Annotated in this window: 2 protein-coding genes; both read right to left on the bottom strand. The window is 76.0% G+C overall.

Annotated elements, in window-relative coordinates; all coding sequences use genetic code 11:
* Window positions 1-26: 26 nt before the first annotated feature.
* Window positions 27-22,613, bottom strand: coding sequence for a type I polyketide synthase (locus tag DER29_RS14410; RefSeq protein ID WP_121397798.1), 22,587 nt, complete (start codon window positions 22,611-22,613; stop codon window positions 27-29).
* A 325-nt stretch (window positions 22,614-22,938) separates the two neighbouring features.
* Complete coding sequence (locus DER29_RS14405) at window positions 22,939-23,799, bottom strand: metallophosphoesterase (RefSeq protein ID WP_121397797.1); 861 nt, start codon at window positions 23,797-23,799, stop codon at window positions 22,939-22,941.
* Window positions 23,800-23,845: the final 46 nt, after the last annotated feature.

Genomic DNA, 23,845 nt, shown 5'->3' with positions numbered 1-23,845 from the left:
CATGAGCTCCGTACTGGGGACAACGGTCAGGAATCGGTTCCGTCAAGCGCCAGCCTGACGAGGGTGTCGGTGTCGAGCTCGTCGAGGTCCAGGGCCTCGTCGGTGGACTCGTCCCCGGCACCGCCGTCGGCGTCGGTGAGGTTGAGCAGCAGGTCCAGCAGCCCGGCCTCGCGGAGGCGGGCCAGCGGGATCGCCGCGAGCGCCTGCCGGACGGCCGCCTCCGCCGGATCGCCGTCGTCCGCCTGTGCCGCCTCGGGCACCAGGCCGTCGAGCAGGTTCTCGGCGAGCACGGCCGGGTTCGGGTAGTCGAAGACGAGGGTCGCCGGCAGCGGCAGGCCGGTGGCTCCGGTCAGCCGGTTGCGCAGCTCGACCGCCGTCAACGAGTCGAACCCGAGTTCCTTGAAGGCCCGCTGGGGCTTGACCCGGTCCGTGCCCGCGTGGCCGAGCACGGCGGAGGCGTGGGTACGGACCAGGTCGACCAGGTGCCGGACCCGCTCGGGGCGGGGCAGGGTGAGCAGGTGCTCCCGGAGGGCGTCGGCGACCCCGCCCGGCTGCTGCTCCCCGGCGTGGGCGTGCAGCGCCTCCCGGGCCTCGGCGATGTCGTCGAGCAGCGGCCGGGGGCGGGCCGAGGCGTACGCCGGGGCGAAGACCGCCCAGTCGACGTCCACCACGGTCAGCGCCGCCCGGGGCAGGCCCACGGCGTACCGCATGGCGTGCACGGCGTCGGCCGGTGCCATCGCGGTCAGGCCGCGCCGGGCCAGCAGCTGCTGGGCCTCGCCGGTGGCCATGCCGCCGTCGGCCCAGGGTCCCCAGGCCACGGACGTCGCCGTGAGGCCCCGTCCGCGCCGGTGCGCCGCCAGCGCGTCGAGGAAGGCGTTGCCCGCGGCGTAGGCGGACTGCCCGCCGCTGCCCCACACCCCGGCGATGGAGGAGAAGAGCACGAACGCGTCCAACGGCCGGTCGCCGAGCAGGGCGTCCAGGTGCAGCGCGCCGGCGACCTTGCCGTCGAGCACGCCGGCGAACGCGGCCAGGTCGGTGTCGGCGATCAGGCCGGACTCGCCGGCGCCCGCCGCGTGGACCACGGCCGTCAACGGCGCGGGGTCCTCGTCGAGGCGGGCGAGCAGTGCCGCCACCTGGTCGCGGTCGGCCACGTCGCAGGCGACGACCGACGCCCGTACGCCCTGTGCGGTGAGTTCCTCGCGCAGCTCCACCGCCCCCGGGGCGCGCTCGCCGCGGCGGCTGGTCAGCACGACGTGCGCGGCGCCGTTGGCCGCCGCCCAGCGGGCCACGTGGGCGCCCAGGGCGCCGGTGCCCCCGGTGACGAGCACCGTGCCGGAGGGCCGCCACCGCTCCGCCGTGTCGGGGGCGGCGGGTGCCGAGCGGACCAGGCGGCGGACGAACACCCCGGAGGGACGTACGGCCAGCTGGTCCTCGTCGCCGGAACCGGTCACCACCCGCGCCAGCCGGTCCCACGCCGTCGCGTCGACCTGGTCGGGCAGGTCCACCAGTCCGCCCCACAGCTGGGGGTGCTCCAGGCCCGCCACGAGCCCCAGGCCCCAGAGCCCGCTCTGGGCGACGCCGTGCACCGCGTCCCCGTCGCCGGTGCTGACCGCGCCCTGGGTCAGGCACCACAGCCGGGTCGTCGCCCCGGTGTCGTGCAGGGCCTGGAGCAGCAGCAGCGTGGCGGCCGTCCCGACCGGTACGGCCGGGTGGGCGGGGTGCGGCTGGTCGCGGAGGCCGAGCAGCGACAGCACGCCGGTGACGGGCCCGTCGGCCAGCGCGTCGGCCAGCCGGCGGGCGAGTTCCGCCCGGTCGGTGCCGACCGGGTCCACGGTCAGCCGGACCACGTCGGCGCCGACCTCGGCGAGTGCCTTGGTGACCGCCTCCGCCCGGGTGCCGTCCGCCAGGTCGTCCTGCGCCGTCACGAGCAGCCACGCGCCGGGCCGCGCCGGTTCGGCGGTGATGTCGGTCCGCTTCCACCCGACCCGGTACGACCACGCGTCCACGACCGCCCGCTGCGTACGCGCCCGGTGCCAGGTCGACAGGACCGGCAGGGCCGGGGTGAGGGCGTCCAGGGCCGCGCCGTCGTCGCCGAACTGCGCGGCGAGGGCGCTCAGGTCGCCACGTTCGACGGCGGTCCAGAAGTCGGCGTCGCCGCCGTGGGTCGCCGTCTGTCGCCGCCGGCCCGCCGGCTCGGGCCAGTACCGCTCCCGGTGGAAGGCGTACGTGGGCAGGTCCACCCGCCGCGCGCCGGTGTCGGCGAACCACGGCTGCCAGGTCACGGCAACGCCGTGCACGTGCAGCTCCGCCAGGGCGTGCAGCAGCGCCTGCGCCTCGGGCCGGTCCCTGCGCTGCGCGGCGACGGCCAGCACGCCGTCGTCGCCGGGCAGCACGTCGGCCGCCATCGCGGTCAACACGCTCTGCGGGCCGACCTCCAGGAAGGTGTCCACCCCAGCGGCCCGCAGCGCGGTGATCCCGTCGGCGTAACGGACGGCCTCGCGCACGTGCCGCACCCAGTACTCGGCCGTACGGATCTCGTCGCCGGCCGGGGCTCCGGTCACGTTCGACACGACCGGCAGCAACGGCTCCGCGAACGTCAACCCGTCCAGGACCGCGCCGAACTCCGCCAGCATCGGCTCCATCAACGGGCTGTGGAACGCGTGACTGACGGTGAGCCGGCGGGTGCGCGTGCCACGGTCCCGCCAGACCCGCTCCACCTCGTCCAGCGCGTCGACGGCGCCGGACACGACCACCGAGGTCGGCCCGTTGACCGCCGCGATGCCGACCCGGTCACCCAGCCCGGCGATCGACTCGGCTACTGCGGCCTCGTCGGCTGCCACGGCCAGCATGCCGCCGCCGGCCGGCAGCGCCTGCATCAGCCGGCCCCGCGCCGCCACGAGCTGACACGCGTCGGCCAGCGACAACACGCCCGCGACATGCGCGGCCGTGACCTCACCGATCGAGTGACCGGCCAGCAGGTCGGGGACGATCCCGAACGACTCCACCAGACGGAACAGCGCCACCTCGAGCGCGAACAGGCCCGCCTGGGTGAACACGGTCTGATCCAACAGACCGGCCTCCGGGGAGCCCGCCGACGCGAACAGCACCTCCCGCAACGGACGCGGCAGCAGCGGGTCCAGGTGCGCGCACACCTCGTCCAGCGCGGCGGCGAACACCGGGAACTCCCCGTACAGCTCCCGACCCATCCCGGCACGCTGCGCACCCTGACCCGAGAACAACAGCGCGAGCTGGCCGCGCGCGGCGGCGGAACCGGTCACGACGGCCCCGGAGGGCTCGCCCGCCGCCACCGCCGTGAGGCCCGCCAGCAGCTCGTCGCGGCTCGCACCGGACACGACCGCCCGGTACTCCAACGCCGACCGCGACACCACCGACGACCACGCCACGTCCACCGCGCGCAGCTGCCCGTCCGCCGACAGCCAGCGCGCCCACCGGGCGGCCTGCGCCGACAGCCCGGCCGCGTCGCGGGCGGACAGCAGCACCGGCTCCACCGGAGGCACAGCGTCGGCGACGATCTCGCCCTCGACCACCTCGGCGGGCGGCTGCTCGATGATCACGTGCGCGTTGGTGCCGGAGATGCCGAACGACGACACCGCCGCCCGGCGCGGCCGGTCCACCGCCGGCCACGGGGTGGGCTCGGTCGCGAGGGCCACCGCCCCGGAGGCCCAGTCGATGTGGGGCGACGGCTCGTCGACGTGCAGGGTCGGCGGGACGAGACCGTGCCGCATCGCCATCACCATCTTGATCACACCCGCCACGCCGGCCGCCGCCTGGGCATGGCCGATGTTCGACTTGATGGAGCCGAGCCACAGCGGCTCCCGGCCCTGCCGGTCCTGCCCGTAGGTGGCCAGCACGGCCTGCGCCTCGATCGGGTCGCCCAGCGTCGTTCCCGTGCCGTGCGCCTCGACCACGTCCACGTCGGACGTCGACAGCCGCGCCGACGCGAGGGCCTGGCGGATCACGCGCTGCTGCGAGGGTCCGTTCGGGGCGGTCAGCCCGTTCGACGCGCCGTCCTGGTTCACGGCGCTGCCGCGTACCACCGCCAGGATGCGCCGGCCCTCGCGCCGCGCGTCGGACAGGCGCTGCACCAGCAGCACGCCGACGCCCTCGGACCAGCCGGTGCCGTCGGCGGAGGCGGCGAACGACCGGCACCGGCCGTCGGCCGACAGGCCCCGCTGCCGCGAGAACTCCACGAAGGTGCCCGGCGTCGCCATCACCGTCACACCACCGGCCAGCGCGAGGTCGCACTCACCGCTGCGCAACGCCTGCACGGCGAGGTGCAGCGCCACCAGCGACGACGAGCACGCCGTGTCGACGGTCACCGCCGGTCCTTCGAGGCCGAAGGTGTACGCCACCCGGCCCGACAGCACGCTGCCCGAGTTGCCGGTGCCGATGTAGCCCTCGACCTCGGGCGTCTCCATGAGTCGCGTCGAGTAGTCGTGGTAGATGACGCCCGCGAACACACCGGTCCGGCTGCCCCGCAGACCCGTCGGGTCCAGGCCCGCCGACTCGAACGTCTCCCACGACGCCTCCAGCAGCAGGCGGTGCTGCGGGTCCATCGCCAGGGCCTCGCGCGGCGAAATCCCGAAGAAGCCGGGGTCGAACTCCGCCGCCCCGTACAGGAAGCCACCGTGCCGGGTGTACGAGGTGCCGGCGTGGTCGGGATCCGGGTCGTACAGCGACTCCAGGTCCCAGCCCCGGTCGGCCGGGAACTCCCCGATGCCCTCCCCGCCGGTGCTGACCAGCCTCCACAGCTCGTCGGGAGACTCCACGCCGCCCGGGTAGCGGCAGGCCATGCCGACGATCGCGATCGCCTCGTCGGCGTCGCCGGCCGTCGACTCGTCGTCGGCGACGACGACGCCGGGCCGGGTGCCGGCGAGTTCCGCGTACACGTGGGCCGCCAGGGCCTGCGGGGACGGATAGTCGAACACCAGGGTCGAGGTGAGGCGCAGGCCGGTCGCGCCGTTCACCCGGTTGCGCAGCTCGACGGCGGTCAGCGAGTCGAAGCCCAGGTCCTTGAACGCCCGGTCCGCCGGCACCGCCTCCGCGCCGCCGTGCCCGAGCACCTGCGCGACCAGGCCGCGGACCAGCTGGTCCACCTGCGCGAGGCCGTCCTCGGCGCCGAGGCCGGCGAGCCGGTCGGCCCAGCCGCCGGCGCCCTGCCCGGCGCGGCGGCGGGTCGTCGCCACGTCGACCAGGTTGCGCAGCATCGGCGGTACGACCGCGCCGGAGGCCGCCGCCCGCAGCGCGGGTACGTCGATCACGGCCGGCACCAGCACCGCCCGCTCGGCCCCCACCGCGGCGTCGAACAGCTCCAGCCCGGTGCGGGCGTTCATCGGCCGGAGTCCGGCGCGCGCGGTCCGGGCCCGGTCGTTGCCGCCGATCGAGGCGGCCATGCCGGCGGTGTCCCACATGCCCCACGCCAGGCTGACCGCCGGCAACCCCAGCTGCCGCCGGTACACCGCCAACCCGTCCAGGAACGCGTTGCCCGCCGCGTACGCCGACTGACCCGGCGAACCCAACACCCCCGCCACCGACGAGAACACCACGAACAGATCCAGATCCAGCGACGCGGTCGCCTCGTGCAGCAGCCAACCCGCCGACACCTTCGGCGCCAACACCCCCGCCAGACGCTCGTCGGTGACCCGCTCGATCACGCCGTCGTCCAACACACCGGCGGTGTGCACCACACCCGCCAGCCTGCCCTCGGCAGCGACCTCGTCGACCAGCCCGAACACCTGGTCCCGGTCCGTCACGTCACACGCCACCACCCGAACGGCAGCACCCAGCGCGGACAGCCGCTGCGACAACTCGCCCGCACCGGCGGCCTCCGGGCCACGCCTCGACACCAGCACCAGCGACCGCACCCGATGCGCCGACACCAGGTGCTCCGCCACCAACGCGCCCAGCGCGCCCGTACCGCCGGTCACCAGCACCGTGCCGTCGCCCACCACGGCGCCGTCCGCCGGCGCCGGGGCGACCGCGCGCACCAGACGCGGCACGAACACCGCGCCGGAGCGGACGACCAGCTGGCCGCCGGCCGGGTCGGCGGCGAACCGGGCCAGGATGCCGAGCACGCCGGGGTTGATCGCGTCGTCGACGTCGGCCAGGACGATGCGGCCCGGGTGCTCGGACTGCGCGGAGCGCAGCAGGCCCCACACGGCCGCCGCCGCCAGGTCGGTCACCCGGTCCTCGTCGCGGACGGCCACCGCGCCCCGGGTCACCACCACGAGCTTCGAGTCCGCCAGCGCGTCGACGGCCAGCCAGGCCCGCACCAGGCCCAGCACGTCGGCGGTCACCGCGCGTACGGCCCGCGCCGGGTCGGCGTCGTCGGCGCTCGACGCCGCCGGCGTGAACAGCAGCAGGCGCGGCGGCGTGATGCCGGCGTCGATCGCGGCTCGCAGCTGCCTGATCGTCTCGGCGGAGGGGCCGCCGGGCACGCCCGGCAGGGCCGGCCCGCCCAGCACCGCCCAGCCCGACGCGTCGTCGGCCGGTTCGGCCTCCTCGGCCTGCCAGACCACCTCGAACAGGGAGCGGGACGCCGCGCTCGCGGCGGCCACGCCGGTCAGCTCGCGCAGAACGAGGGAGTCCACCGACACCACCGGCGCGCCCGCCTCGTCGTACGCGGTCAGCCGCACCGCCGAACCGTTGCGGGTCAGTCGCACCCGCAGCAGCCCCGCCCCCGAGGCGTGCACCTGCACACCCTCGAACGCGAACGGCACCCGCGGCCCGCCCGACTCCTCCGAGCCCGGCAGCAGCCCGATCGGGTGCAGGGCCGCGTCCAGCAACGCCGGATGCACGCCGAAGCGCGCCGCCTCCGCCGCCGCCTCCTCCGGCAGCACCACCTCGGCGTACACGTCGTCACCGCCGGTCCACACCCGACGCAGCCCCTGGAACACCGGCCCGTACGCCAGGCCGTGCCCGAGCAGCGCCGGGTACCAGCCGGTCAGGTCCACCTCGGCGGCGCCGGCCGGCGGCCAGGCGGTCGTCCGCGGCTGGTCGGCCGTCGCCGGTTCGAGCACGCCCTCCGCGTGCCGGGTCCAGCCCGCCTCGGGGTCGTCGTCGGGGCGGGAGTAGACGGCGACGGGCCGCTGCGGCGACTCCGACGCGGACACCCGCACCTGGATCCGTACGGCGCCGGATTCGGGGAGCACCAGCGGCACGAGCACCGTCAGGTCACGCAGCCGGGGCAGGTCCACCTCGTCGCCGGCGCGCACGGCCAGCTCCACCAGCGCCGTACCCGGAACCAGCGTCACGCCGGAGACCACGTGGTCGGCCAGCCAGGGGTGGGTGGTCAGGGAGATCCGGCCGGTCAGCACGACCTCGTCGTCGCCGGCCAGGTCCACCGCCGCGCCGAGCAGCCCGTGCTCCGCCACGCCGAGGCCGGCGCCGCTGACGTCGCCGGCCCGCAGCCGGCCCACGGCCGGCCAGAAGCGCTGCCGCTGGAACGGGTACGTCGGCAGGTCGACCGGGCGGGTCGCACCCGGCAGGAGGGCGGTCCAGGTGACCGGCACGCCGTGCGCGTGCAGCTCCGCCAGCGCGTGGACCAGCGACGTCGGTTCGGGCCGGCCGGGACGCAGCGTCGCCACGACCGCCGCCGACGGCGCGGCGCCCTCGTCCGGCAGGCAGGCGCCCACCATGCCGGCGAGCACCGCGTCGGGGCCCAGTTCGAGGAACGTACGGACGTTGCGCTCGCGCAGGCTCGCGACGCCGTCGGCGAACCGGACCGTCTCCCGGACGTGCCGCACCCAGTAGTCGGGGGTGCCGATCTCGTCGGGGTCGGCGACCTGCCCGGTCAGGTTCGACACGATCGGCAGGACGGGCCAGTGGAAGGTCAGCCCGTCGAGCACCTGCCGGAACTCGTCGAGCATCGGCTCCATCAGCGGGCTGTGGAACGCGTGGCTGACGGTCAGCCGGCGGGTGCGCACACCCCGGTCCCGCCAGACCCGCTCGACCTCGTCGAGGGCCTCGACGGCACCGGAGACCACCACGGCGGTCGGGGCGTTCACCGCCGCGACGCCGACTCGGTCGGTCAGGCCCGCGATCGACTCGGCCACCGCGTCCTCCGCGGCGGCCACGGCCAGCATGCCGCCGCCGGTCGGCAGCGCCTGCATGAGCCGGCCGCGCGCCGCGACCAGCGCGCACGCGTCGGTCAGGCGGAACAGGCCGGCGACGTGCGCCGCCGCGATCTCGCCGATGGAGTGCCCGGCCACCAGGTCCGGCACGACGCCGAGCGACTCCACCAGCCGGAACAGCGCCACCTCGACGGCGAACAGCCCGGCCTGGGTGAACGCGGTCTGGTCCAGCAGCTCCGCCTCGGCGGAGCCCTCGGGTGCGAACAGCACCTCCCGCAGCGGGCGCGGCAGCAGCGGGTCGAGCTGCGCGCACACCTCGTCCAGGGCGGCGGCGAACACCGGGAAGGCCGCGTACAGCTCCCGGCCCATGCCGGCACGCTGCGCGCCCTGACCGGAGAAGAGGACGGCGGTCCGGCCGCTCCGGGCGACCCCCCGCACGACGGCGGCCGAGGGCTCGTCGTCGGCCAGCGCGCCGAGGGCGGCGAGCAGTCCGGCGCGGTCGCCGGGCAGCAGCACCGCGCGGTGCTCGAAGGCGGTCCGGCCGGTGGCGAGCGCCCGGCCGACGTCGGCGACGGTCAGCTCCGGCTCGGCGTCGACCAGGGTCCGCAGCCGGCGCGCCTGATCGCGCAGGGCGGCGTCGTCGCGGGCCGAGAGGACGCAGGCGACGAGGTCGCCCGGGACGCCCGTGGCGGGCGGTACCGGCTGCGCCGGGGCGGACTCCGGGGCCTGCTCGATGATGGTGTGCGCGTTGGTGCCGCTGATGCCGAACGACGACACCGCCGCGCGGCGGGGCCGGTCCTGAGCCGGCCACGGCCGCGCCTCGGTGAGCAGGGCGACCGACCCCGTCGTCCAGTCGATGTGCGGGGACGGCTTCTCGGCGTGCAGGGTCGGCGGCAGCACTCCGTGCCGCATCGCCAGCACCATCTTGATCACGCCGGCGACGCCGGCCGCCGCCTGGGCGTGGCCGATGTTGGACTTGACCGACCCCAGCCACAGCGGCCGGTCCTGCGGCCGGCCCTGCCCGTACGTGGCCAGCAGCGCCTGCGCCTCGATCGGGTCGCCGAGGGCGGTGCCGGTGCCGTGCGCCTCGACGGCGTCCACGTCGGTCGTGGCAAGCCGGGCGTTGGCGAGCGCCTGCCGGATCACCCGCTGCTGGGCGGGGCCGTTCGGCGCGGTCAGGCCGCTGCTGGCGCCGTCCTGGTTCACCGCGCTGCCGCGGACGACGGCGAGGACGCGGTGACCGTTGCGCTGCGCGTCGGAGAGGCGCTCCAGCAGGAGCATGCCGACGCCCTCGGCGAAGCCGGTGCCGTCGGCGCCCGCGCCGAACGCCTTGCACCGCCCGTCGGGCGACAGGCCGCGTTGCCGGGAGAACTCGGTGAGCATGCCGGGGGTGGACATGACGCTCACCCCGCCGGCCAGCGCGAGCCGGCACTCGTCCTGCCGCAGCGCCTGGGTGGCCAGGTGCAGCGCCACCAGCGACGACGAGCAGGCGGTGTCGACGGTGACCGCGGGGCCCTCCAGGCCGAACAGGTACGAGATCCGGCCCGAGGCGACGCTGCCGGCGCTGCCGTTGCCGACGTGGCCGCCCAGTTCGTCGTCGGTGCCGGCGGCCTGGGAGGCGTAGTCGTGGTAGATGAGTCCGACGTAGACGCCGGTGCTGCTGCCCCGCGCCGCGTGGGGGTCGATCCCGGCCCGCTCGAAGGCCTCCCAGGACGTCTCCAGCAGCAGCCGCTGCTGCGGGTCCATGGCGAGGGCCTCCCGGGGGGAGATCCCGAAGAAGGCGGCGTCGAACTGTGCGGCGTCGTGCAGGAAGCCGCCCTGGCGCGGTACGGCGTCCTCGCCGCCGGCCCGCAGGTCGTCGAGGTTCCAGCCCCGGTCGGTGGGGAACGGCGAGATGACGTCGGCGCAGTTGGTGACCACGTCCCAGAGCTGCTCGGGCGTCTGCACGTCGCCGGGGAACCGGCAGGCCATGCCGATGATGGCGATCGGCTCGTCGAGGGCGGCGGCGGTGCCCACCGCGGCGGGCCGGTCCACGGCCGCCGCGCCACCGAGTTCCTCGTCGAGGAACTCGGCGAGCACCACCGGGGTGGGGTAGTCGAACGCCACGGTCGCCGGCAGCCGCAATCCGGTCGCGGCGGAGAGCCGGTTGCGCAGCTCCACGGAGGTGAGCGAGTCGAAGCCCAGTTCCTTGAAGGCGCGCTGGGCGTCGACGCTCTCCGCCGAGCGGTGCCCGAGCACTGCCGCCACGCTGCCGGCCACCAGGTCGAGCAGGTGCCCGCGCCGCTCCGCCGGGCTGAGCATCGCCAGCCGGTCCCGCACCGAGGCGGTGTCCGCCGGGCCGCGGCCGACCGCGCGCCGGGCCGGGCCGCTGACCCGGACCACGTCCCGCAGCAGGCTGGGCACGGCCTGGCCGGTCGAGCGCGACGCCGCCGGCGGCAGGTTCATCAGGACGAGGTGCGCGTTGCCGCGTTGCCGCGCCAGCTCGAAGAGCGCGACGCCCTGCTGGTCGGTCAGCGGGGCGCTGGTGGCGCGGATCGCCTTGCGGTGTTCGGTGCCGCCCAGGTGGGCGGTCATGGCGCTGCTGGTGGCCCACAGTCCCCAGGCGAGGCTGGTGGCGGGCAGCCCCTGCTGCCGGCGGTGCCGGGCGAGGGCGTCGAGGAACGCGTTGGCGGCGGCGTAGTTGCCCTGTCCCGGGGAGCCGAGGGTGGCCGCGACGGAGGAGAACAGCACGAACGCGGACAGGTCCAGGTGCCGGGTCGCCTCGTGCAGGGCCCAGCCGGCGTCCACCTTCGGCGTCAGCACGGCGTGCAGGGCCGGCGCGTCGAGCGAGCCGATGGTGGCGTCGGCGATCACCCCGGCGGTGTGGACGACGGCGGTCAGCGGGTGTGCCGGCTCCACCAGTTCCAGCAGCCGGCTCACCTGCGCGGGGTCGGCCACGTCTGCGGTGCCGACGGTGACCCGGGCGCCCGCCCGGGTCAGCTCCTCGACCAGGTCCCGGTACTGCTCCGGGCCGCGGCGGGAGGCCAGCAGCAGGTGCCGCGCCTGGCCGGTGGCGACGAGGTGCCGGGCGAACACGCCGGCGAGGGCGCCGCCCGCGCCGGTGATCAGTACGGTGCCGTCCGGGTCGGCGGGCGCGGGCACCCGCAGCACGACCTTGCCGATGTGCCGGGCCTGGCTGATGTGCCGCAGCGCCTGCCGGGCCTGACGCACGTCCCACGCCCGTACGGGCAGCGGGCGCAGCGCGCCCTGCGCGAAGAGGTCGAGGACCTCGGCGAGCATCTCGCCGATGCGCCGGTGGCCGGCCTCGTTCAGGTCGAAGGCGCGGTACGTCACGCCCGGGTGCCGGGTGGCGACCGCCTCCGGGTCGCGTACGTCGGCCTTGCCCATCTCCACGAACCGGCCGCCGCGCGGCAGCAGCCGCAGCGACGCGTCGACGAACTCGCCGGCCAGGGCGTCGAGCACCACGTCCATCCCGGCGCCGCCGGTGGCCGCGCCGAAGGTCTGCTCGAACTCGGTGGTCCGCGACGACGCGATGCGCTCCTCGGCCACCCCCAGGCTCCGCAGCACGCCCCACTTGCCGGGGCTGGCGGTGGCGAACACCGTCGCGCCCCAGTGCCGGGCGAGCTGGATGGCGGCCATGCCGACGCCGCCCGCGCCGTTGTGGATGAGCACCGACTCGCCCGCCCGCAACCCGGCCAGGTCACGCAGCGCGTAGTACGCGGTCAGGAAGACCACCGGCACCGACGCGGCCTGCGCGAAGGACCAGCCGGCGGGGATCTTCGCGACGAGGTCGCGGGTGGCGATCACCTCGGGGGCGAAGGCGGGCTCGAACATGCCGAGCACCCGGTCGCCGGGGGCCAGGTCGGTCACGCCGGGGCCGACCTCGACCACGACGCCCGCGCCCTCGCTGCCCATCACGGCCGTCGGGTCCGGGTACATTCCCAGGCCGATCAGCACGTCCCGGAAGTTGACCCCGGCCGCGCGCACGGCGATGCGCACCTGGCCCGCGTCCAGGGCGACGGCCGTGGCGGGCACCATGCCGATGCCGTCCAGGGTGCCCGGGCTCACCGCCCCGACCTGCCACAGACCGGCCGGCGGGACGAGTTCGTCGGCGGCCGGGCCGGTGGAGCGGCCCAGGCGGGGGGTGCGCACCTCGTCGCCGCGTACGGCCACCTGCCCGCCGGTGGGCGTCGGGTCGTCGGCCACGGCGGCCAGCAGGCCGAGGGTGGCCGGGGTGAGTTCGCCGTCGACGTCGGCGAGGACGATCCGGCCCGGGTGCTCGGACTGGGCGGAGCGCAGCAGGCCCCAGACCGCCGCGCCGGGCAGGTCCCGCACCGCGTCGGCGGGGATGGCGACCACGGCGCCGCGGGTCAGCACCACCAGCGTCGTGTCGGCCAGGGCCGCGCTGTCCAGCCAGGACCGCACCACGGCCAGGACCCGGGCGGTGACCGTACGGACGAGGTCGGGCAGGTCGCCCTCCGGCGTGCCGGCGGGCACGGGGAGGACCAGCGCGCGGGGCGCCTCGACCGACCCGGCCGCGACCGCCGCGGTCAGCTCGTCGACGCTCGGGAAAACCGGTGTGGTCAGGCCCGCCGGCGCGTCACCGTCGCCGAGCAGCGCCCAGCCGGAGACGTCCCCCGCCGGGGTGACCGGTTCGGGCTGCCACGTCACCTCGAACAGCGACCGCTCCGCGGCCTCCGCGCCGCTGGCGTCGGTCATCTCCCGCAGGGCGAGCGACTCGACGGACACCACCGGCGCGCCGGACTCGTCGCCGGCCACCAGCTGGACGCGCGAGCCCGACCGGGTCAGCCGTACGCGCAGCGCCCTGGCGCCGGACGCGTGCACCTGCACGCCCTCGAACGCGAACGGCACGCGCGGTCCGCCGGACCGCTCGCTCAGCAGCAGCCCGACGGGGTGCAGCGCGGCGTCCAGCAGCGCGGGGTGCACGGCGAAGCTGGCGGCGTCGCCGGCCGCCTCGTCCGGCAGGGCGACCTCGGCGTACGCCTCGTCGCCGGCGGTCCAGAGCCGCCGCAGGCCCCGGAACGCCGGCCCGTAGGCCAGGCCGCGCTCCGCCAGCGCCGGATACCAGCCGGCGAGGTCCACCTCGGTGCCCCCGCTCGGCGGCCAGGTGCCCAACGTCGGCTCGTCGGTGGCCTGCTCGAGCAGGCCGTCGGCGTGCCGCGTCCACGCGTCCTCGGGGTCGCCGTCGGGCTGCGAGTGCACCGCCACGGGTCGGGCACCGGAGCCGTCGGCCGCGCCCACGCGCACCTGCACGCGGACCGCGCCCGAGCTCGGCAGCACCAGCGGCGCGGCGACGGTCAGCTCCCGCACCCGCGAGGCGCCGACCTCGTCGCCGGCGCGCACCGCGAGTTCGACCAGGGCGGTGCCCGGCAGCACCAGCGCGCCGCCGACCACGTGGTCCGCCAGCCAGGGGTGTGTCGACGCCGACAGCCGGCCGGTCAACACGACCTCGTCGTCGCCGGCGAGGCGCACCGCCGCGCCGAGCAGCCCGTGTCCGGCCGCGCCCAGCCCCGCGCCCGACACGTCGCCGGTCGCGGACCGGTCGACCGCCGGCCAGAACCGGTCCCGCTGGAAGGCGTACGTGGGCAGGTCGACCGGGGCGGCGCCGGAGCCGGCGAACACGCTCGTCCAGTCGACGGACACGCCCGCGACGTGCAGGTCGCCGAGGTTGGCCAGCAGCTGGTGCGGACCGTTCTCGTCGCGGCGCAGCGAGCCCACCACCACGCCGGCGCCGGCGGCCCGGTCGAGTGCGTCCTGGACGGCCACCTTGAGCACGGGGTGCGGGCTGACCTCGACGAAGGCGCGGAAGCCCTGCTCGATCAGCCGGTCCACGACCGGCGCGAGCCGGACGGTCTCGCGCAGGTTGCGGTACCAGTAGTCGGCGTCGAGCTCGGCGGTGTCGATCGGCTCGCCGGTGACGGTGGAGTGGAAGGCCACCGTGGTGGACCGCGTCCGCACGGTGCCGAATCCGGCCATCACGTCGTCGCGGATCGCCTCGACGTTACCGCTGTGCGCCGCGAAGTCGACGGCGACCTGCCGGGCGCGGATGTCGCGCTCGGCGCAGTGCGCGAGCAGCTCGGCGACCGACGACGAGTCACCGGCCACCACGGTCACGGCGGCGCCGTTGAGGGCGCCGACGGAGAGGCTCCCCCGCCACGGCGCGATGAGCTGCTCGGTGTCGGCGGCCGGGAGCGGGACGGAGACCATGCCGCCCCGGCCGGCGATCGCCAGCAGGCCGCGGCTGCGCGCCACGACGAGCCGCGCCGCGTCGGCGAGGGTCAGCGCGCCGGCGACGCAGGCGGCGGCGAGTTCCCCCTGCGAGTGTCCGACGACGGCGGCCGGTTCGATGCCGCACGAGCGCCAGAGCTGCGCGAGGGACACCATGACGGAGAAGAGCACGGGCTGGACGACGTCCACCCGGTCCAGGGGCGGCGCACCCGGCGCCTCCCGGAGCACGTCCTCGAGGGACCAGTCGACCAGCCGGGACAGTTCCTCGGCGCACTCCGCCATCCGCTGCCGGAAGACCGGCGAGGTCTCCAGCAGGTCCAGCGCCATCCCCTGCCACTGGGAGCCCTGGCCGGGGAAGACGAAGACGACCTTCGGCGCGGCGTCCGCGCCGGCCGGCGAGCTGTCGGCGGAGGCGAGGGCGGCCAGTCGGGTGACCGCGTCGTCGCGGTCGGCGGCCACGACGACCGCGCGGTACGGGTGGTGGGCCCGCTGGGTGGCCAGGGAGAACCCGAGGTCGAGCGGCTCCGGCGCGGCGTCGCCGGCGAGCAGTTCGCCGAGGCGGGCGGCCTGGGCGCGGAGCGCGCCGGGGCTCCTGCCGGACACCGGCAGGGGCACGGCGGCGGGCCCGACCAGGCCGGGAAGGTCCCCGGCCGGCGGGGGCGCCGCCGGGGTCGGCTCGTCGGGCGCCTGCTCGATGATGGTGTGCGCGTTGGTGCCGCTGATGCCGAACGACGACACCGCCGCCCGACGCGGCCGCTCCACCGCCGGCCACGGCCGCGCGTCGGTGAGCAGGGCGACCGCCCCGGCGCTCCAGTCGACGTGCGGCGAGGGCTCGTCCACGTGCAGGGTCGGTGGCAGCACGCCGTGCCGCATCGCCAGCACCATCTTGATCACGCCGGCGACACCCGCCGCGGCCTGCGCGTGACCGATGTTCGACTTGATCGATCCGAGCCAGAGCGGTTCCCCGCCGGCGCGGTCCTGCCCGTAGGTGGCCAGCACCGCCTGCGCCTCGATCGGGTCGCCGAGGGTGGTGCCGGTGCCGTGCGCCTCGACGGCGTCCACGTCGGCCGGCGTCAGCCGCGCGTTCTCCAGGGCCTGCCGGATCACCCGCTGCTGGGACGGGCCGTTCGGGGCGGTCAGCCCGTTGGACGCGCCGTCCTGGTTGACGGCGGAGCCGCGCAGCACGGCGAGCACCCGGTGCCCGTTGCGCCGGGCGTCGGACAGGCGCTCCACCAGCAGCATTCCGACGCCCTCGGACCAGCCGGTGCCGTCGGCGCCGGCGGCGAACGCCTTGCACCGCCCGTCCGGGGCCAGGCCGCCCTGCCGGGAGAATTCGGAGAACATGCCGGGCTGCGCCATCAGCGCCACCCCGCCGGCCAGGGCCATGTCGCACTCGCCGCCGCGCAGCGCCTGGGCGGCGAGGTGCAGCGCCACCAGGGACGAGGAGCAGGCGGTGTCGACGGTGACCGCCGGGCCTTCGAGGCCGAACGTGTAGGCGACCCGCCCGGAGGCGACGCTGCCCGCCGTTCCGGTCAGCAGGTGCCCCTCGAGGCCGTCGAGGTCGTCGCGTCCGCTGGTGGCGTAGCCGGAGGAGGCCGCGCCGATGAAGACACCGGTGGCGGTGCCGCCGAGCGCGGTGGGGTCGATGCGGGCGTACTCGAAGCTCTCCCACGCGGTCTCCAGCAGCAGCCGCTGCTGCGGGTCCATGGCGAGGGCCTCACGGGGGCTGATGTTGAAGAAGCCGGCGTCGAAGTCGGCCGCGTCGTAGAGGAAGCCGCCCTGGTCGGTGACGGTGCCGCCGGCCTGGTCGCCGTCCGTGCCGTACAGCCGGTCGAGGTCCCAGCCGCGGTCGGTGGGGAACCCGCCGATCGCGTCGGACCCGGAGGTGACGAGCTGCCACAGCTGCTCGGGGGTGGCGACGCCGCCGGGGTAGCGGCAGGCCATGCCGATGATGGCGATCGGTTCGTCGGCGTCGGCCGTGACGACGGTACGGACCGTGGTGCCGGCGCCGGTGGACGGGCCGAGCTGCGCGAACAGGTGCTCGGCCAGCCGGGCCGGGGTGGGGTGGTCGAAGGCCAGCGTGGCGGAGAGCCGCAGCCCGGTCGCGGCGCCCAGCCGGTTGCGCAGTTCCACCGAGGTCAGCGAGTCGAATCCCAGGTCCTTGAAGGCCCGGGCGGCGGGGACCGCCTGCGCCGAGGCGTGACCCAGCACCGTGGCGGCCTGTCCGCAGACGAGGTCGACCAGCGCCTGCCGGGCGTCCGCCTCGGACAGGCCGCCGAGGCGGTCCCGCCACGACGTCCCGGCGGTCGGCTGGTCGGTGGCGGTGCGGCGTCGGCCGCCGCCGCGCAGCAGGTGCCGCATCAGCGGCGGTACACCGCTCGCCTCGCCGGTGACGTGGAGTCGGGCCGCGACCACGACCGGTTGGACCGCCGGCAGGGCGGCGTCGAAGAGCTCGGCGCCCTCGGCCGGGGAGAGCCGGCTCATGCCGACCCGCCGCAGCCGCTGCTGGTCGTCGCCGTCGAGGTGGGCGGTCATCGTGCTGTCGGTGGCCCACATGCCCCAGGCGACGCTGGTGGCGGGCAGCCCCTGCTGCCGGCGGTGCCGGGCGAGGGCGTCGAGGAACGCGTTGGCGGCGGCGTAGTTGCCCTGCCCCGGGGAGCCGAGGGTGGCCGCGACGGAGGAGAACAGCACGAACGCGGACAGGTCAAGGTGCCGGGTCGCCTCGTGCAGCGCCCAGCCGGCGTCCACCTTCGGCGCCATCACCGTGCGCAGGGCGGACTCGTCCAGCGAGCCGATGGTCGCGTCGGCGATCACCCCGGCGGTGTGGACGACGGCGGTCAACGGGTGCGCCGGGTCGATCCCGGCGACCAGCTCGGTGACCTGCGCGGGGTCGCTGACGTCGACCGTCACGGCGGTGACGGTGGCGCCCGCGTCGGTCAGTTCCCGGACCAGGGTGGCGTAGTCGTCGGCACCGTCGCGGCCGGGTGCGCGGCGGGAGGCCAGCAGCAGGTGCCGCGCCTGGCCGGTGGCGACGAGGTGCCGCGCGAGTACGCCGGCCAGGGTCCCGGCCGCGCCGGTGAGCAGCACGGTGCCGTCGGGGTGCACGGGCGCGGGGACGCGCAGCACCACCTTGCCGACGTGGCGGGCCTGGCTGACGTGCCGCAGCGCCTGCCGGGCCTGGCGCACGTCCCACGAACGCACGGGCAGCGGGCGCAGCGCGCCCTGCGCGAAGAGGTCGAGGACCTCGGCGAGCATCTCGCCGATGCGGGTGCTGCCCGCCTCGTTCAGGTCGAACGCGCGGTAGGTCACGCCCGGGTGCTTGACGGCGACCGCCTCCGGGTCGCGCAGGTCGGCCTTGCCCATCTCCACGAACCGGCCGCCGCGCGGCAGCAGCCGCAGCGACGCGTCGACGAACTCGCCGGCCAGGGCGTCGAGCACCACGTCCACCCCGGCGCCGCCGGTGGCCGCGCCGAAGGTCTGCTCGAACTCGGTGGTCCGCGACGACGCGATGCGTTCCTCGGCCACCCCCAGGTCCCGCAGCACGCCCCACTTGCCGGGGCTCGCCGTCGCGTGGACGGTGGCGCCGAGGTGGTGGGCGAGCTGGATGGCGGCCATGCCGACGCCGCCCGCGCCGTTGTGGATGAGCACCGACTCGCCCGCCCGCAGCCCGGCCAGGTCACGCAGCGCGTAGTACGCGGTCAGGAAGACCAGGGGGACGGACGCCGCCTGGGTGAAGGACCAGCCGGCGGGCATCCTCGCGATGCGCTCCCGGTGGGCGACCGCCTGCGGGCTGAACCCGAGCTCGAACATGCCCATCACCCGGTCGCCGGGCGCCAGGTCGGTCACGCCGGGGCCGACCTCGACCACCACGCCCGCGCCCTCGCTGCCCATCACCGCCGTCGGATCCGGGTACATCCCCAGGCCGATCAGCACGTCCCGGAAGTTCACCCCGGCCGCGCGCACGGCGATGCGCACCTGCCCCGCGCCCAACTCCACGGGCGTGGCCCGAACCGGCCCGATTCCGTCCAGGGTGCCGGGCGTGACGGGGGCGAGGTGCCACGGCCCGGACGGCGGGGTCAGCTCGTCGCCCACCGGCCGCACCAGCCTCGGCACGAGGGTCCGCTCGCCCCGCACCGCGAGCTGGCCGCCGGAGACCGACGGGTCGGCCGCGGCGCCGGCCAGCACGGCGAGGGTCGCGGGGTTCAGCTCGCCGTCGACGTCGGCGAGGACGATCCGCCCCGGGTGCTCCGACTGCGCCGAGCGCAGCAGGCCCCAGACCGCGGCGGCAGCCAGGTCGGTGACCCGGTCGTCGTCCCCGGCGGCCACGGCGCCCCGGGTCACCACCACGAGCTTCGTGTCCGCCAGCGGCTCGGCGGCGAGCCAGGACCGCAGCACCTCCAGCACATCGTTGGTGGCCGCCCGCACGGCCTCCGGCACGGCGACGCCGGGATCGCCGGCGGGCACCGTCAGCAGCACCCGCCGGGCCGTGGCCCCGCCCGCCGCCAGCGCCGCCACGTCCGCGAAGACCGGCAGCTCCGGCAGCGCGGCCGACGCCGGCCGGCCCAGCGCGGCCCACCCCGCGACGTCGTCGACGCCGACGATCTCGTCGGCCTGCCAGGCCACCTCGAACAGCGACCGGGCGGCGGCGCCCCGGGTCGCCGTACCGGTCATCTCCCGCAGCACCAGGGAGTCCACCGACACCACCGGCGCGCCCGAGCCGTCGCAGGCGACCAGCCGCACCCCGGAGCCGTCCCGCGTCAGGCGCACCCGCAGCGTCCTGGCCCCGGAGGCGTGCACCTGCACGCCCTCGAACGCGAACGGCACGCGCGGCCCGCCCGCCGCCTCCGCCGCCAGCAGCAGCGCCACCGGGTGCAGCGCGGCGTCCAGCAGCGCCGGGTGCACCCCGAACGCGCTCGCGTCCCCGGCCGCCCCGTCCGGCAACGCCACCTCGGCGAACGCCGCACCGTCGGCCGTCCAGGCCCGCCGCACGCCCTGGAACACCGGCCCGTACGACAGGCCGTGCTCCGCCAACGCCGGATACCAGCCGTTCAGGTCCACCTCGGTCGCGCCCGCCGGCGGCCACGCGCCGACGCCCGGCTCGTCGGCCGACACCGGTTCGAGCACACCGTCGGCGTGCCGCACCCACTCGCCGTCGCCGTCGTCCTCGGGCTGGGAGTACACCGACACCGACCGGACGGCGGAGCCGTCGGCCGCGCCGACGCGCACCTGCACGCGTACCGCGCCGGACTCCGGCAGCACCAGCGGCGCCGCCACGGTCAGCTCCCGTACGCGCGACGCGCCCACCTCGTCGCCGGCGCGCACCGCCAGCTCGACCAGCGCGGTGCCCGGCACCACCACGGCACCGCCGACCACGTGGTCCGCCAGCCACGGGTGCGTCGACGTCGACAGCCGGCCGGTCAGCACCACCTCGTCGTCGCCGGCGAGGCGCACCGCCGCACCGAGCAGCGGGTGCCCCGCCACGCCCAGGCCGGCGCCCGACACGTCGCCGACCCGCCACGGCACCACCTCGGGCCAGAACCGCTCCCGCTGGAAGGCGTACGTGGGCAGGTCCACCCGCCGCGCCCCGGTGTCGGCGAACCACTCCTGCCAGGTCACCGGGACCCCGTGCACGTGCAGCTCGGCCAGCGCCGCCAGGAGCGCCTGTGCCTGCGGCCGGTCCCGGCGCTGGGTGGCGACGGTCAGCACGTCGTCGTCGGGCAGCACGTCCGCCGTCATCGCGGTCAGCACGCTCTGCGGGCCGACCTCCAGGAACGTGTCGACCCCGGCGTCGCGCAGGGCCGCGATCCCGTCGGCGTAGCGCACCGCCTCGCGCACGTGCCGCACCCAGTAGTCGGCGGTGCGGATCTCCTCGGCGTCGGCGAGCGCCCCGGTCAGGTTCGACACGATCGGCAGCGCGGGCGCGGCGAAGGTCAACCGCTCGACGATGCCGCGGAAGCGCTCCAGCACCGGCTCCATCAGCGGGCTGTGGAACGCGTGGCTGACGGTCAACCGGCGGGTACGCACGCCCCGGTCCCGCCAGGTCCGCTCCACCTCGTCGAGCGCGTCGACGGCGCCGGAGACCACGACCGAGGTCGGGCCGTTCACCGCGGCGACGCCGACCCGGTCGGTCAGCCCAGCGATCGACTCGACCACCGCCGCCTCGTCGGCGGCCACGGCGAGCATGCCGCCGCCCTCCGGCAGCGCCTGCATCAACCGGCCCCGCGCCGCCACCAGCAGGCAGGCGTCCTGGAGGGACAGCACCCCGGCCACGTGCGCGGCGGCGATCTCGCCGATCGAGTGCCCGCCCACGAAGTCCGGCACCACGCCGAACGACTCAATCAGCCGGAACAGCGCCACCTCGACGGCGAACAGGCCGGCCTGGGTGAACGCGGTCTGGTCGAGCAGCTCCGCCTCGGCGGACTCCTCCGGCGCGAACAGCACCTCACGCAGCGGGCGCGGCAGCACCCGGTCCAGGTGTCCGCACGCCTCGTCGAGGGCGGCGGCGAAGACGGGGAACTCGGCGTACAGCTCCCGGCCCATGCCGGCGCGCTGCGCGCCCTGGCCGGAGAAGAGCACCGCCAGCGGACCCCGGTCCCCGGCCTGGCCCGTGACCACCGTGCCCGACGGCGCTCCCGCCGCCAGGGACTCCAGGCCCGCCAGCAGGCCCGCGCGGTCCTCGGCGAGCACCACCGCGCGCCGGTCGAGCGTCGACCGGGACACCACCGACGACCACGCCACGTCGAGCGGGCGCGGCTCCTCGTCGCCCAGCCAACGGGCCAGCCGCTCGGCCTGCGCGGACAACGCGGCCGGCTGCGCGGCGGAGAGCAGCACCGGCGCGACCACGGGACGGCGGGACGGGGTGGCCTCGTCGGCAGCCGCGTCGGGGGCCGGGGCCTGCTCCAGGATCAGGTGGGCGTTCGTGCCGCTCATGCCGAAGGACGACACGGCGGCCCTGCGGACGTGGTCGCCACCCGTCCACGGGCGGGCCTCGTCCAGCAGGGACACGGCACCGGTCGACCAGTCGACGTGCGGGGACGGCTGGGCCACGTGCAGGGTGGGCGGCAGCACGCCGTGCCGCATCGCCATCACCATCTTGATGACGCCGCCGGCACCGGCGGCGGCCTGCGGGTGGCCGATGTTCGACTTCAGCGAACCCAGCCACAGCGGCCGGTCGGCGGAGCGTCCCTGACCGTACGTGGCGAGCAGCGCCTGCGCCTCGATCGGGTCGCCGAGCCGGGTACCCGTGCCGTGCGCCTCGACCACGTCCACGTCGGACGGGCTGAGCCGGGCGTTCTCCAGCGCCTGCCGGATGACCCGCTGCTGCGAGGGGCCGTTGGGAGCGGTCAGGCCGCTGCTGGCGCCGTCCTGGTTCACGGCGCTGCCCCGGATCACCGCCAGGACGGGGTGACCGTTGCGCCGGGCGTCGGAGAGCTTCTCGACGAGCAGCATGGCGACGCCCTCGGACCAGCCGGTCCCGTCGGCGTCGGCGGAGAACGCCTTGCACCGGCCGTCGGAGGCGAGCCCCCGCTGGCGGGAGAACTCGACGAAGGCGCCGGGCGTGGCCAGCACGGTCACGCCACCGGCCACGGCGAGGGAGCACTCGCCGTCGCGCAGGGCCTGACCGGCGAGGTGCAGGGCGACCAGCGACGAGGAACAGGCGGTGTCGATCGTGACGGCCGGGCCCTCCAGCCCGAAGGAGTACGCCAGCCGGCCGGACATGACGCTCGCGGCCGTGCCGGTGAGGACGTAGCCCTCCGTGCCCTCGGGCAGTTGCCGCAGCACCGACGTGTAGTCCTGTCCCGCGGTGCCGACGAACACCCCGGTACGGCTGCCCCGCACCGACGCGGCGTCGATGCCGGCCCGCTCGAAGACCTCCCAGGTCACCTCGAGCAGGAGCCGCTGCTGCGGGTCCATGGCCAGCGCCTCGCGCGGCGAGATGCCGAACAGGGTCGGGTCGAACAGGCCGGCGTCGCGCAGGAAGCCGCCCCGGTTGCTGTAGGTGGTGCCGGGGTGGTCCGGGTCGGGGTCGTAGAGCCCGTCGAGGTCCCAGCCGCGGTCGTCGGGGAACGTGCCGGTGGCGTCCACCCCGCCCGCGACCAGGTCCCAGAGGTCCTCCGGCGAGGTGACCCCGCCGGGGAAGCGGCAGGCCATGCCGACGATCGCGATCGGCTCGGCGTCCTCGTTCTCCAGCTCGGTCAGGCGACGGCGCGCCAGGCGGAGCTCGGAGGTCACCCACTTCAGGTGTTCGAGGAGCTTGTCTTCGTCCGCCATGACCCACCCGCCCAGAGCTTGCTATCGATCGGAATCTGCCGATTCGTTGACCACACCACCGCCGACGGACCGGCTTCGTGCACAGGTGGGTGGAGACATGGCCGCTCGGCTCACGATCCCGACACCTGTTCCCGATTCCGGTTGTCGTGCCTGCTCAGGAGCCCGCCACGCCGGGCCGTCCCGCCGACACATGCCCGCCACCGTGACTGGACGGTACTGAGCGCCCATCACGCGCCCAACCCCTAGAGAACCCCTGATCGACCGGCCCGCTCGGGCCGTCGCGGCGGGCCCCCGAGGCAGCGGTGACCAGCGTCGCGAGGGCCACTCAGGCGGGCTGTCCGGCGACCGCCGGCAGGATGCGGCGCAGCCGCCCCGGCGGCGTCGAGCGGCGACGCCACTCCCGTGGGTAGCCCACCGAGACCTCTTCGAAGCGGACCCCGTCGTACCAGGTGGTGCGCGGGATGTGCAGGTGGCCGTAGACGGCGACGCGGGCGTCGAACCGGACGTGCCAGTCGGCGGTGGCCTCGGTGCCGCACCACTGCGCGAACTCCGGGTACCGCAGGATCCGGGTGGGTTCGCGGACGAGCGGGAAGTGGTTGACCAGGACGGTGGGCAGCCCACCGCGTTCCGCGGTGAGCCGGCGCTCGGTCAGGGCCAGCCGCGCTCGGCACCAGGCGTCGCGGGTCGGGTACGGGTCCGGATGCAGCAGGATCTCGTCGGTGCAGACCACGCCGACCTCGTGGGCCCGCGCCAGGGCCTGCTCCTTCGTGTACGTCCCGGCCGGCCGGAAGCTGTAGTCGTAGAGCACGAACAGCGGCGCGATCAGGACCGGGTCGTCGCCCTGCGGGTCCCAGACGGGGTACGGGTCCTCCGGAGTCACCACTCCGAGCCCGCGGCACAGCTCCACCAGGTGCTGGTAGCGCGCGTCTCCCCGCAGCTGGATCGGGTCCTCGCGGGGGGTCCAGAGCTCGTGGTTGCCGGGAGCCCAGATCACCTTGGCGAACCGGCGGCTGAGCAGTCCCAGCGCCCACTCGATGTCGGCGACGAACTCCCCGACGTCGCCGGCGACGATGAGCCAGTCGCCGTCGCGCTCCGGCCGCAGCCGTTCCACGATGGCCTTGTTCTCCGCGTGGACCACGTGCAGGTCACTGATGGCGAGCAACTGAGGCAGGCCGGATCCGGCCATGCGGACCTCCCGTCCATCCGGGGTACCGCACGCACCCACATCCGTA

The sequence above is a fragment of the Micromonospora sp. M71_S20 genome, from assembly GCF_003664255.1.
Classification (GTDB): Bacteria; Actinomycetota; Actinomycetes; order Mycobacteriales; family Micromonosporaceae; genus Micromonospora.
This window is presented reverse-complemented; position numbering and strand designations above follow the sequence as displayed.